Raw genomic sequence first — 12,945 nt, forward strand, 5'->3', positions numbered from 1 at the left:
GCCCCGTTCCCGGGTGCCGCTATTGAACCGGTCTCGTCGCTGCACTCGGACCCGCGTGCCCCTTCGGGTCGCTATGCTCACGCTCTCCGGGTGCCATTTTCGGTTGAGGCGACGCGCCGTTGGCGCGCGCCTGGTCACGCCTGCGGCCCTAGGCACCTCAAGCCCATCAAGAATGGGACGGAGGGCGGTCTGCGTCCTAGATTTCGCATGCTCTGATGCAGACGCCAATCTGCCTTGGCCGGGTTATACGGCTGCCTTCGAAGACAATCGCGCGATTGTGCGAGCTTCTTCACAAGCTAGCATGGTCATGAACTAGCTCCTTGGAGTCTTGCCGGAGCCCGCGGTCGACATGACGACCACGAGCGGAGCGGGAGGCGGGAGGAGAGTGAAAGGGTTGCGCGGTTTTCCGCGATGGGTTGGAGGCCGAGAGAGAGGCTCCCGGCCGCCCGTCGTGGAGAATCGAGATGACGAAGGATGTCCAAAAGATCACCCTGTCGCCTTCGCGCGACATCCCCTTCAACAAACTGGTACTCAGACAATCGAACATTCGGCGGTTCAAGGCCGGAATTTCGATCGAGAAATTCGCCAATAGTATCACGCACCGTTCGCTGCTGCAGAGCCTCAACGTATGGCCGATTGTGGAGGCGGTAGGCAATGAGACTGTCATGTTTGAGGTGCCGGCGGAAGGTCGACTCCATGAGGACAAAATAAGAACATGCACCGTCGACGGTCAACCTGGAACAGGGCCATGTCCTCGGTCTCAAAGCCGAACGATCAGGACGATGGGCTGGATGCCGCCGTCGAGCAGGCGATCGCCGTTTGAGGCGGCGATATGCGTGCTGCTGTTCGCGCTCTGATCATTGCGAACAACTTCCTGGAATCGGAGATCTCGGAGTTGAAGAAGGCCGTTTCGCATGCCTACACGCGGGGGCGCTTTCGGACCTACACCGGTTAGATGCCGTGCACTGAGGTGACGATGAAACATCCGGACAAGTATTACTTTGTGGCGGACGATCAGACACCGATATGGCTATCCAGCTCATGCTGGTGACCGAGAGCGAGCCCTGAATGTGCAAGCTCTAACCAACCGGAAGTATAGCAAACCAAATCAGATTGGAGTTGCGCGCGGCGAGGAACTCGTCGCGGTAGAGGGCGGACCTGTGGTAGTTGCTCCAGTCCTTGCTCGGCGCCTTTTCAAACGCGTCCATGTAGTCGCGGTTAAGACCGCGAGGAGGAGGCGCCAGAAGACGATACCGACGGTATCCCGTGGGCTGACACTGCATTCACAGAGGTGTGGGGCTATTTCACGATCTACGAAAACGGCCGCTGGCAAAAGATCAGGATCTCCGTGGAAGAATTATACGGCGTTGATCCTGAGTCTCCAGATCCTGAACCACCCCCACCTCACCGTCCTTCCGGAAAGGTGCTGCCGTTTAGGCGCCGCAAGTAATCAAGACTCCTGTCGCGGCAGCCGCGCTGCTCGGGCTTTCACAACTCACTCGCCTCTTGGCTCGCGAAGGTTGAGGGTGTATGCAGTTTCCCGGGTTGGGAGGGGCTGAGGTGTGAATTTCGAGGACCTACATTTTTTGGTTCGTTGCCTGCGCTACCGATTCCGAACGGAGCAGTTGCAGATCAAGACCCTACTGAGCCTCAATCTCAAGGGTGGGACCGCTATCGATATCGGCGCGAACAAGGGTATTTATTCGTATTGGCTTGCGCGAGCTGTAGGACCATCTGGCAATGTCGTGGCTTTCGAGCCCCAACCTGAAATGGCGCTCTACATCGATGACCGGAAGCGCGCTTTCAAATTGAAGAACGTCAGGGTTCTAAACACCGCTCTGTCGAACCGGGCCGGAACTGCAACACTCACTCGACGGCGCGCCGGAGACGGAAGCGCTTCGCTTGAACCGAACCGATTGCAGGCCGATCAGCTTGAGGTGTCGCTCACTGCACTCGACAGCATGTACATGCCGAATCTGAGGTTCATCAAATGCGACGTTGAGGGACACGAACTTGACGTGTTTTCAGGAGGAGAGCGGACGATCAAGACCCACCGTCCGGTTATTCAATTTGAAGCCGTGCCTGCCGAGGCAGAAAAGCTGTTCTCCTACTTTGACAGTCTCGGCTATTCAGGCGTGATGTTTCTCGGAGGGCGCTACCTGCCTCCGTCCAACCCGGATCAAGTCGAACATTACAAATTCGGGTCGGGCGGCCATCGTGATTTTCTGTTCTTCCCGCCGGAGGCGATTGGCACAACTATACCAAGCGGATTAGCAGAGCAGTTTCCTAGATAATCCGGGTTTATAGCACGAACGCTGTGCGCTAAGCTTCAACGCGCATAATTTCGGAATGCTCTACCGCAAGCGCACGATAGTGCGCGGCCATCTCTCGATAGTGCGCCCGCGAAATTGCATCCTTTGCCTCGTCCGCACGCTTCTCAAACATTGCCGCGCGGTTTCGAAGTTCCACGGGGTCGGCCATCAACGATCTCCACAATCCCAACTGCCCACCCTCACACAACTATATGGGACGCGAGCGGTGTTGGAGCCAGTCGAAATCTCGTGACATCACGGAATTGGGTTTGTCGAACCGCGAATGAAGCAGGCCGCCCGTCAAATAAGTCCCCTAGCGAGGATTTGCGTCCCTCACGGCCGGCCGACTTGATGGGGACTCATTCAGGTCACGAGCCCAAAGGGGCAGCCGAATGGCCGTCGGCTTAGACGTGGCCAGATCAGTGCTCAGACAAGTGAAGTAAGCGATCCGAGAACGACCAAAGACGCTTGCTATCCGCTGCGGTTCGGCGCCAAGACCCTGTCAGGCAGCGCAGTGGCAAGCGACCGCTGAAGATCGAACGCCTCATAAGCGTTCGCAAATTGATAAAGCGCGAGTGAGGCGGCTGTGCTATTCAACTTTCATGAACAATGTTCCCAAAGCACTCGCCCCCGACGGCGAGCCATTCGCCGTCGAGGGCTACTATGATGGCGTGCCTTACAGGTTCGTTGACGGTACGGCGATCGAAGCGGTTGTGCGCGGAGAGGTCGTTAGGTTCGAGTCCTTTGAAGAGTTCGTGCAGCCGTCGGCCAACCCGGGCACCAGATATTGGGGCAGCTTCGTCTTTGCAGCTCAAATATGTGTCTGTTGGGTCTCGGCTTTCTTCGTTCGAATCTATTATTCCTACATGCTCGATCTGCACCCTCCGGCGTTCGGTCAGGCCGCTAGCCTGATCCAGATCTTGCCCTTTGTTTGTCTGGGCTTCGTGTTCTTGTTCGCCCGAATCAGTTTCGGGTATTTCGCTTGCTATTATTTTTTTAGTGTTCTTTTGACCTATGTGACGCTCACGGAGGCAACTTCAAGCTGGGAGATGCTGGCCGCTGCCGCAGTGTTATTTCTGCCGGCGATGTTCCTGCCGCTACGCCGGCCTCCGGTCCCTGAGCTTTCAGTTGGTTTGCTGCAAAAGCTGTTAATTGGCGCTCTCGCGCTTAGCGCGGTGGTTCTTATCGCGGCATCGCAATATCATTTCAAATTCGTCAGTTATGAGAACATCTACTTGTACCGGTCGGGGATCGTGCTGCCGACGCCACTCGCGTATCTCATGGGCATCGTGACTGGCGCTCTGCTCCCGTTTACCTTCGCGTGCTACGCGTTCTCAAGGCGGTGGTTAGGAGCCGGCGCCGCTCTTGCGCTCCTTTTCCTAGGCTATCCAATAATGCTCACAAAGATGAATCTTCTCGCCCCGGCCTGGATGTTGTTCCTGTTGCTGCTGTCTACGAGGAACGGGCCGCGTGCAACCGTGATGCTCTCGCTGCTCATCCCAATGGTGGTTGGGCTGCTGTCGATTTCCCTAGTCCTGGTCCCCGGGCTACCCGATGACTATCTCCCCATCTTTGGCCTCTTCAATTTCAGGCTGATCGCGGTTCCGGCTATTTCCATAGACCTCTACGACCGCTTCTTTGCTACCCATCCTCTCACGTATTTTTGCCAGATATCATTTTTGAAGCCTTTCCTTCATTGCCCCTACAGCGAGCAACTGGGCGTCGTGTTGGAGCGTGAATATCGGTTTGGTACACTAAACGCCTCTCTGTTTGCCACGGAGGGGATTGCGTCGGTGGGTCCGCGGTTAGCGCCGCTCAGCGTCTTCGGTTGTGGCTTGGTACTCGCCTTCGGCAATGCCTGCTCATCTCGACTCCCCGCTCGCTTCGTAATCGTCTCTGGTGGGATGGCTGTGTTAGCGCTGCTCAACGTTCCCCTGTCTACCGCACTACTGACGAGCGGACTTGGAACTCTCTTCTTGCTTTGGCTGGTGATGCCGCGAGCCTATTTCGATCGGCCTGCCTCGGGGCCATGTTGATAAGCCAGGGCCCTGCTCCGCTTGCGGCAGCCTTTTCGGCGTTGGGGTAGCCAGCTAGTCCATCAGCCGGATAGCTCTAAAAGGAACGACAAGGGCGGGCGAATATTTGAGTCGTCGCTGGCTCGTTCCCAGAACTGGCGGAGCGGCCCCGGCCTATCCCTTGATCCCCCGCAGTCGGGGCCGTCTCTCCGCCATTGTAGTATCGGAGTAGCGATCGTGCCGGCCGACCGCCTCGACTGCGACATCTAGCTGGTGCTTGAAGACTTCGGCGCGCGCGCCGGTTGCGCCTAGCGCGAGACGGATGAGGCAAGCTGACAGAGCAGGAAAAGTTGCTGCTCAAATATTCCCAGCCGGCGAAGTGAAAGTTGTCGGCGTGTGGGATACCGTTGGATCCGTCGGCGTGGCGGCCGGAAATATTCCGGGCATTAGCCGTTCTCAGTTTGATTATCTGCAGACGGGATTACGCATCCACATCCTGAACGGCTATCACGCGCTTGCCATCGATGAGCACCGCAACGATTTCGCTCCGACGGTGTGGGACGTTCGCCATCCGAAAGATCCGAACGCGGTCAACCGCTACAATCAGGGCCGCGTCTCCGCCCACGGCGTCCGCACGCGACTCGACCATGCCGATGTGCTGGCGCGCGCCGTCTGCCTCGACATGGTGCAGGCTGGCTGGAAACCGACCGTCGACAACTATCTCGGCAGGGTCACGAAGCCTCGCATTCTGGAGGCGGTCCGGGAAGCCAGAGGCGAATCTTCCGCGCAACTGATCGACCACTTGAAGAAGGGCGATATGGCCAAGGAGGCCGAGCGTCTTCTGGATGGATCGGGCTGGTTGCCGGAGCCGCTGCGTTTCGTCGATCCCACTGCGTCGCCAGCGGAGCAAGAGGCCGAAGCGGGGCCGCTGCCCGAATTCCTCGCCGACGCGGAGGATCAAGAGAACGCCAGCGACGATGATCCGCAACAGCTCGACGCGGCTGAGTGACATCATGAAACGGGGTGGCTCCGGCTGTCCTGCGGTTGCTCGGGGACCGGTGCACAGCGCCGGTCCCCATTCTTATGGCCGAGGGTTGAGAGGTCGAGTCTGGCCGCGAAGGGTTTGAATCGCCGTGGTCTTAAGGAGAGCGCCGGGCGGTTCGACCCGTTCCTGCTCTCCTGAGAAATCCTGCCATGACCGAATCTCTCTCCGGCCTCGCTGCCGTTGCGCCGCCCTCGATGCGTGCCGCTGCACGTCTCACCTCTGCCGCCGTCAGGGCAGCGCGACAGCTCCTGACCGATCTCGAACGTGGCCGTCGCATCGATGCCGCCGTTCTGCGTAGCGCCATGGAGGCTGCCTTCGGCGCCTCAGACGCGGCCGGCGTCTGGAACTGGAAGACCGCCTATGACGTCTGCGAGGCGGCAACCGTCCTGTTTCTTCGCAAGTTCGGCCCGGCCATACCGGCCAGGGCTGGCTCGACGACCGCCATGCTGTCGATGCTTGCAAGAGTCGCGAGCTACCTGCCGACTCACACGCGGCGTTCCGAGGACAGTAAGACACTTCAGCAATTCTCGACGCCGATCCCGCTCGGGCTGGTGGCATGTACCGCAGCCGGCATTACGCCTGCCGATCGAGTTCTGGAGCCCTCCGCGGGGACCGGTTTGCTCGCCATCTTTGCCGAGCTCGCTGGCGGCGCTCTGATGTTGAACGAGTTGGCCGAGGCCCGCGCGGAGCTGCTCGATCATCTATTCGCAGACGCTAAGGTCACGCGGTTCGATGCCGCACAGATCGATGATCATCTCGATGCGGGTGTCGCACCTACCGTCGTCCTGATGAATCCGCCGTTCTCGGCGGTGGCGAATGTCGATCGACGAATGGCGGATGCGGCTCTCCGGCACATCTCTTCGGCGCTCGCGCGTCTTTGCGACGGTGGACGCCTCGTCGCCATCGCTGGCGCAACCTTCGCGCCGGATATCAGAAGGATGCCGAGACGGTGAAGTTCGGAGCCTACACCACTGCCTGCCACTTTGCTCCGGTCGATCACGTCGCGATCGCCCGAGCCTGCGGTAGCGTCGGCACGCGCGTCGAGACACCTGCGGAGATCCTCCCGGCGCTGCGCGACGCCTTGCAGGGAGAGCGCTCAACCCTGGTCGAGATCACCACCGATCCGGACGCGCACCCGGCGATTTCTCTCTATGATGGCACGCTCGATCCAGCAGTCGCCCTCGAACTGGAGCTCGTCTGATGGAACGCGCCCCTAGCGTCGGTGTCATCTCCAGTGGCAGCTCAGGCATTTCCCTCGCCACAGCCGAAGTCGTTCGGATGGAAGGCCGGGCGGCCGCTTTGTTCAGCCTGCAGCGCCTTCATTTCCAGCAGATGGGGGAGGCTCGGCAGAGCGTTTCGGCCGAGGCATTGGGCGATGGCCGATTCGTACCGGAAGGGCGTGATCTGAAGAACGAGCCTGCCGAGCTCGGGAAAGCAGCGGTTCCTCGATCCGGCCAACCTCACCATGCTCGCGACGAGCGTGCCTGGCTTCACCCAGGATCCGGCCGCGTTCCGCAGCTGGGCATCGATCTCGCCGGCCAAATCAATGGACATCGATGGGGCTTCCAAACATGATCAAGCCAAGCACACGCGGCCGTCGTCGACCCACCGGCGCAGAGCTCGTCCGGCAGATCGGGCTGAGCCTACTGCTTACAACTGCGGCGGTTGCTCAGTCAGGCGAGATAGTCGTCGCTACCACAGGCGGCGTCTACGATAGGACACTAAAGGAGGTTTGGTTCGAGCCCTTCACGAAGGCGACCGGGATCAAGGTAAGCACCATCGTCGGCACCGATTCCGAGCAGCGGGCGCGGGCCCAGGCCATGGCGAACACAGGTCAAGTCACGTGGGACATCATTAACAACGTCGACATCACCGCCGAGTCGACACAGAATCGATCCTTTACCCGTGACCTCTCGGGTTTTTGCGAGCAGTTCAGGGAGCGCAGAGATCTGGTCGATAAGACCTGCAATCCTGCCGGCGTGCGAATCACGTTCAACGCCACACTCCTTGCCTTCAACGCCGAGTACTTCTCGGGCGCCAAACCTCGAAGCTGGGCGGATTTCTGGGACACCGTCCATTTCCCTGGTCCACGCGCCTTGCCGAGCTTCAACGATCCCTGGCGCGTGTTCGCGGCCGCGCTCTTGGCCGACGGGGTGCCCGCCGACAAGCTCTTTCCGCTCGACGTCGATCGAGCCCTTAAGAAGCTTAACCAGATCAAACCGCAAATCCAGCTCTGGTGGCGCACCGGCGACCAGAGCCAGCAGGGCTTCCGCAACGGCGAATACGTCATCGGCTTGATCTGGGCCACGCGCGCCGCGGCCTTGAAGGCGGAAGGCCAACCTGTTCAGATTTCCTATGAGGGCGCCTTCATGCTGGCCGACACGATGCAGATCCTCCGCAACGGCCCCAACTCCGCTGGAGCGGAGGCGCTGCTGAAGTTCTACCTCGACAATCCGAGCGTGCAGGCGAGACTCGCAGAACGTCTCAGCGTCACCCCGCCGAGCCTCGACGCCATGGCGATGATGAGCGAGGCCGCACGCGCCAACATTCCGAGCTCGCCAGAGGCCTTCCAGGCCATTGTCAAACACGATTCGGCTTGGATCGTTGCCAACCAAGCCAGAATGCTTGACACTTGGAACGCTTGGATTCAGCAGTAGCACAACAATGTCAAAATCGGACTTTGTCGCTTCTCCACCCACGTTGCGCCGCAATTCGCGCAAATCTTCTATTTCGGTGCGAAGCCGTGATCGACCTTGCCGGAGTAAACGCAGTCTGAACTTCCCGCCACAAATGACCTTTTCCGGTTCCCCATTTCCCGGATACCGCGATAAATTTGCTTGTCGGCAAGGAGCTAGACCTCTTGCAATGACATGCTTTCCCACTCTGCCTTCGCGCCGGTTGTGACCTCGGCTCTATCCTCCCGACACTCAGGATATGTGTCGCCAGTCGTGTCGAACGCTTCGACGTTGCGGCGACCGTCGCCTCTAAAGCCGGCCAGCGGATGCCGCGACGTCCAGTGCGCGATCGCGCGCATGAGGGTAGGCCCGATCTAGTATCCACCCGGCCGAGCGTCATCCCCTTGCGGCCAAGGCCCTCCGGGGTGACTTCGGTACTCGGCCATAAGCCCGCGAGGATAAGGGCTTTCGTAGCGCGGCGTGCGATCGGAAACTGCAGAGTGGGGATGAGCTTGAACTCTTAATCAGCGGGTCCCAGGTTCGAGCCCTGGTGCGCCCAGCCGGCGACTACTAGCCCGCGTTCGCCTTAAGCCCTGCCGCCTGGATGCCGGCCACGGCGCAGGCCTCGTCATTGTCGGAGGTGTCGCCGGACACGCCGACGGCACCGAGCAGCGTTGCGCCATCCATGATCAGCACGCCACCGGGGACCGGCACGAGCGCGCCCTTGGCGATGGTGTTCACGGAATCGATGAAATAGGCCTGCTCCTGCGCACGCTGGAACAAGGCGCGCGAGCCCATGCCCATGGCGAGCGCACCATAGGCCTTGCCGTGAGCGATCTCGGCGCGCATCAAGCTGGTGCCGTCCTGCGCCGCGGCGATCTTGAGCACGCCGCGCGCGTCTAGGATGGCGACGACCAGCGGCTTGAGCTTCAGCTCGGTGGATTTTGCGAAGGCGGCGTCGAGGATCTTGCGGGCGGTGTCGAGCGAGAGGTCAGCCATGGCTGGTTTCCTTTTTAGTGTGAGAAGTGGAATTTGCTCCGGTGCGGTCGAGGCTCATCGCCAGCACGCGTGCGACGTGAAGCGCTTCGCGCTGGGCGCCGTCGTGGATCTGATGCCGGCAGGAGGTGCCGTCGGCAACGACGAGTGTAGCTTGGTCGGCGCGCCGCACCGCGGGCAACAGCGACAGCTCAGCCATCTCGATCGAGGCATCATAGGTGTCAGCGCCGTAACCGAACGCGCCGGCCATGCCGCAGCAGCTCGATTCGATGGTCTCGACCTTCAGGCCTGGAATGAGGCGCAGCACCTGCTCGACCGGCTTGAAGGCGCCGAAGGATTTTTGGTGGCAATGGCCGTGCACGACGGCCTTGTCGGCGACGGTGCCGAGCGGCAGTTGCAGCCTTCCGGCCTCCGCTTCGCGCACCAAAAATTCCTCGAAAGTCTGGGCGTGGGCGCCGACCGCCCTGGCATCGTTGTCCTTGCGCAGTGAGGTGAGCTCGTCGCGCAGCGTCAGCAGACAGCTCGGCTCGAGGCCGACGATCGGCACGCCGCGGGCGGCAAAGGGCGCGAACGCCGCCACGAGGCGGTCGAGCTCGGCCCTGGCTTCGTCGACGAGACCGGCTGAGAGGAATGTACGGCCGCAGCAGAGCGGGCGGCTGCCGCTCGCCGGCTTGGGCAGATGCACGCGATAACCGCCCGCGGCGAGCACGCGGAGCGCGGCGTCGAGATTTTCGCGCTCGTAGACCCGATTGAAGGTGTCCGTGAACAACACGACTTCGCGGCCGGTCTCCGGCCCGACCGCTTCCGCGGGCGGCACGAACACGTCGCTGCGGAAGGCGGGCAGGGCGCGGCGCGCGCTGATGCCGGCAAAGCGCTCGAACAGCTTTCGCAGCAGCGGGCTGCGGTTGCGCAAATTGGCGAGTGGCGCGAAGCGCGATGCGAGACCGGCATAGCGCGGGAGGTAGCCGACCAGGCGGTCGCGCAGGGTCAGGCCATGGGACGCGGCGCGGGCGGCGAGCACCTCGATCTTCATCTTGGCCATGTCGACGCCGGTCGGGCATTCGTGGCGGCAGGCCTTGCAGGAGACGCAGAGTTTTAGGGTCTCCATCATCTCGTCAGAGGACAACGCGTCGGGGCCGAGCTGGCCGGAGATGGCGAGCCGCAAGCTGTTGGCGCGACCGCGGGTGACGTCCTTCTCATTGCGCGTGGCGCGGTAGGACGGGCACATCACGCCGCCCTCAAGCTTGCGGCAGGCGCCGTTGTTGTTGCACATCTCGACCGCGCCCTGGAAACCGCCGCCGGCGCCGGGATAGGCGGACCAATCCAGTTTCGTCTTCAACTCGTTGACGCGGTAGTCGGGTTTGAAGCGGAACAGCGAGCGATCGTCCATCCGGGGCGCATCGGCGATCTTGCCGGGATTGAGGACGCCTTCGGGATCGAAGCGCTGTTTCACCTCCCTGAAGTCGGCGACGAGACGCTCGCCGAACATGGTCTCGTGGAATTCAGAGCGCACCAGGCCATCGCCATGCTCGCCGGAATGCGAGCCCTTGTACTCGCGCACCAGCGCGAAGGCTTCTTCGGCGATGGCCCTCATCGCCTTGACGTCCTTCTCCAGCTTCAGGTTCAGCACGGGCCGTACGTGCAGGCAGCCCTCGGAGGCATGCGCATACATCGTGCCGCTGGTGCCGTGCTTTGCGAAAACCTCGCTCAAGCGCGCGGTGTAGTCGGCCAGATGCGGCAGCGGCACGGCGCAATCCTCGACGAACGAGACCGGCTTGCCCTCCTGCTTCATCGACATCATGACGTTGAGGCCGGCGGCGCGGAAATCGGCAATGCCGCTTTGCAGTGCGGGCTCGGTGATCTCCACCACGCCGCCCCATTTGCGCTGCTCGTTGTTCCAACCGAAGCCGAGATCGCCCATCAATTCGCCGAGTTGCTTGAGGCGCACCAGATTGTCCGCCTGGTCCTCTTCGGCGAATTCGACCACCAGAACGGCATCCGGATCGCCCTTGATGGCGGCGGAGATGATCGGCCTGAACATCGCGATGTCGCGGCCGAGTGCGAGCATGGTTCGGTCGACCAGTTCGACCGCGATCGGCTTGAGCTTGACCAGGTGCTGGGCGGCGTCCATCGCCTCGTAGAAGCTGCCGAAATGGCAGATGCCGAGCGCCTTGTTGCGAATGACAGGCCACAGCTTCAGCTCAACCTTGGTGGTGAAGGCGAGGGTGCCTTCAGAGCCGACCAGGAGATGTGCCATGTTGTTGCGCGCATTGCGCGGCGTCAGCGCATCGAGATTGTAGCCGCCGACGCGGCGCTGCACCTTTGGAAAGCGCGCGGCGATCTCGTCAGCCTCGCGGGCGCCGAGATCGAGCATGTCGCGGAACAGGGCGCGCGCGCTGTCGTTCGCATCGAGATCGGAGAGATCGCGCGACACCTCGCCGTAGCGGCCCAGCGTGCCGTCGGCGAGCGCCGCCTCCATCGACAGCGTGTTGTCGCGCATCGTGCCGTAGCGAAGGGAGCGGCCACCGCAGGAATTGTTGCCGGCCATGCCGCCGATGGTGGCGCGCGAGGCGGTGGAGACGTCGACCGGAAACCACAGGCCGTGCTTTTTGAGTTGGCGGTTGAGGTCGTCGAGCACGATGCCGGGCTCGACCACGCAGGTGCGGCCCGCGACATCGAGCGACAGGATCCGGTTCAGGTGCTTCGAGAGATCGACCACCAGGCCGTCATTGACGGTCTGGCCGCATTGCGAGGTGCCGCCGCCGCGCGGGGTGACCTTCAGGCCCTCGTCGCGGGCGATCGCCAGCGCCCGCAAGGCCTCGTCTATGGTCCTGGGGACGACCACGCCGGCCGGCATGATCTGGTAGAACGAGGCGTCGGTGGCATAGCGGCCGCGGCTGAAGCCGTCGAACAAGACGTCGCCGGTCATTTCCGCGCGCAGGCGCCGTTCGAGCGAGGAGGCGTTTGTCATCCCTGGTCCCGGATCGACCCAGCGAGGCCCAGCCTTGCTGAGTTATTCATTATTTCTCACGACCGATTATATTATGAATTCAAAATGAGCAAGTCGGCCGCCCCTCAGGGCGAGGCCGGTGCGTCCTCTTGGGGCTCGGTCAGGTGCTCGATCGCGGCCGCCCGCTTGTTGCGCAGGTGCTGGAACAGGATGTCGCTGAGCTCGCTGGCGGCGCGGCGGCGCAGCGCGTCGAGGATGGTCTCGTGCTCGCGCATCGCTTCCGCCCAGCGCTGCCGCTTGCGGGCGAAATTGGCGGAGTAACGGACCCGGCGGATGCGGCCCGCGAAGTTGGCGTAGGCGCTCTTCAGCGTCTCGTTGCGTGCGGCCGCGACGATGCTTTCGTGGATGCGCTGGTTGGTCTGGAAATAGCCGTGCATGTCGCGATGCAGATAGTGCCCGTACATCTCGTAATGCAGCTGCTCGATCGCGGTGATTTCCTCATCGGTAATGGCCTCGCAGGCGAGGCGCCCGGCAAGGCTCTCCAGCCCCGCCATGACGTCGAACAGCTCCTCGAGGTCGCGCTGGCTGAGTTGGCGGACGCGCGCGCCGCGGTTGGGCAGAAGCTCGATCAGGCCCTCGGAAGCGAGCACTTTCAGGGCCTCGCGCAGCGGCGTGCGGGAGATGCCGAGCATCGCGCAGAGCTGGCGCTCGGGGACTCGCGCGCCGTCGGGAATATTGCCCTCGACCACGTAGTCGCGCAGCCGCAGCAGGATCTCGCCGTGAAGCGAGGCCTCCTGGCGGTCGCCGCCATTTGCGGCTGGTGGGGCGATCGGAACCCCGGTGTCGGGAATCGTGGATTTCATTTGCAGCACAATAGTTTGCCTGTTTGATCGCGTCGATGTTCACAATCGAATACCAAAATTTGATTGAAAGGACAAAAAATGAATGCAAA

9 protein-coding genes and 4 pseudogenes are annotated in these 12,945 nt (G+C 61.7%); 8 read left to right on the top strand and 5 right to left on the bottom strand.

Going from position 1 to position 12,945, the window contains the following annotated elements; translation table 11 throughout:
- Positions 1–464: 464 nt before the first annotated feature.
- Positions 465–692, top strand: a pseudogene (locus tag ABIA90_RS26575) (DNA-binding protein); the annotation flags it as partial.
- An 870-nt stretch (positions 693–1,562) separates the two neighbouring features.
- The gene (locus tag ABIA90_RS26580) at positions 1,563–2,294 is read left to right on the top strand and encodes an FkbM family methyltransferase (protein WP_354121844.1); all 732 of its coding nucleotides are present in this window, start codon (positions 1,563–1,565) and stop codon (positions 2,292–2,294) included.
- 28 nt (positions 2,295–2,322) lie between these two features.
- Here ABIA90_RS26580 and ABIA90_RS26585 read toward each other — a convergent pair whose 3' ends face one another.
- Complete coding sequence (locus tag ABIA90_RS26585; protein WP_354121843.1) at positions 2,323–2,481, bottom strand: hypothetical protein; 159 nt, start codon at positions 2,479–2,481, stop codon at positions 2,323–2,325.
- 433 nt (positions 2,482–2,914) lie between these two features.
- Here ABIA90_RS26585 and ABIA90_RS26590 point away from each other — a divergent pair, with 433 nt between their 5' ends.
- From ABIA90_RS26590 to ABIA90_RS26610, 5 genes and pseudogenes are all read left to right on the top strand, one after another.
- Positions 2,915–4,348, top strand: a complete 1,434-nt coding sequence (locus ABIA90_RS26590) for a hypothetical protein (RefSeq protein WP_354121842.1) — start codon at positions 2,915–2,917, stop codon at positions 4,346–4,348.
- A 301-nt stretch (positions 4,349–4,649) separates the two neighbouring features.
- Positions 4,650–4,901, top strand: a pseudogene (locus ABIA90_RS26595) (T6SS phospholipase effector Tle1-like catalytic domain-containing protein); the annotation flags it as partial.
- Positions 4,902–4,916: 15 nt separating this feature from the next.
- Positions 4,917–5,336 (top strand): annotated as a pseudogene (locus ABIA90_RS26600) (DNA-binding protein); the annotation flags it as partial.
- A gap of 185 nt (positions 5,337–5,521) precedes the next feature.
- Positions 5,522–6,301 (top strand): annotated as a pseudogene (locus ABIA90_RS26605) (methylase); the annotation flags it as partial.
- 20 nt (positions 6,302–6,321) lie between these two features.
- On the top strand, positions 6,322–6,573 hold the full coding sequence (locus tag ABIA90_RS26610) for a thiamine pyrophosphate-dependent enzyme (protein ID WP_354121841.1): 252 nt from the start codon (positions 6,322–6,324) through the stop codon (positions 6,571–6,573).
- Between the two features lie 41 nt (positions 6,574–6,614).
- On the opposite strand, the gene ABIA90_RS26615 is transcribed toward ABIA90_RS26610, so the two are convergent.
- Complete coding sequence (locus ABIA90_RS26615; protein ID WP_354121840.1) at positions 6,615–6,926, bottom strand: hypothetical protein; 312 nt, start codon at positions 6,924–6,926, stop codon at positions 6,615–6,617.
- A 17-nt stretch (positions 6,927–6,943) separates the two neighbouring features.
- On the opposite strand from ABIA90_RS26615, the gene ABIA90_RS26620 reads away from it, so the two are divergent.
- Entirely contained in the window at positions 6,944–8,029 is a 1,086-nt protein-coding gene (locus ABIA90_RS26620; protein ID WP_354121839.1) for an ABC transporter substrate-binding protein, read from the top strand.
- A gap of 588 nt (positions 8,030–8,617) precedes the next feature.
- Here the strand turns inward: ABIA90_RS26620 and ABIA90_RS26625 are convergent.
- The 3 genes from ABIA90_RS26625 to ABIA90_RS26635 all read right to left on the bottom strand — a co-directional run bounded on the left by ABIA90_RS26625 (position 8,618) and on the right by ABIA90_RS26635 (position 12,856).
- On the bottom strand, positions 8,618–9,046 hold the full coding sequence (locus tag ABIA90_RS26625) for a GlcG/HbpS family heme-binding protein (protein WP_354121838.1): 429 nt from the start codon (positions 9,044–9,046) through the stop codon (positions 8,618–8,620).
- Complete coding sequence (locus tag ABIA90_RS26630; RefSeq protein WP_354121837.1) at positions 9,039–12,014, bottom strand: FAD-binding and (Fe-S)-binding domain-containing protein; 2,976 nt, start codon at positions 12,012–12,014, stop codon at positions 9,039–9,041. The genes ABIA90_RS26625 and ABIA90_RS26630 overlap by 8 nt, the downstream gene beginning before the upstream one ends.
- Positions 12,015–12,118: 104 nt before the next feature.
- Positions 12,119–12,856, bottom strand: a complete 738-nt coding sequence (locus ABIA90_RS26635; RefSeq protein ID WP_304490682.1) for a GntR family transcriptional regulator — start codon at positions 12,854–12,856, stop codon at positions 12,119–12,121.
- Positions 12,857–12,945 lie beyond the last annotated feature (89 nt).

It is taken from the genome of Bradyrhizobium sp. LA6.8 (genome assembly GCF_040547935.1).
Lineage (GTDB): Bacteria > Pseudomonadota > Alphaproteobacteria > Rhizobiales > Xanthobacteraceae > Bradyrhizobium > Bradyrhizobium barranii.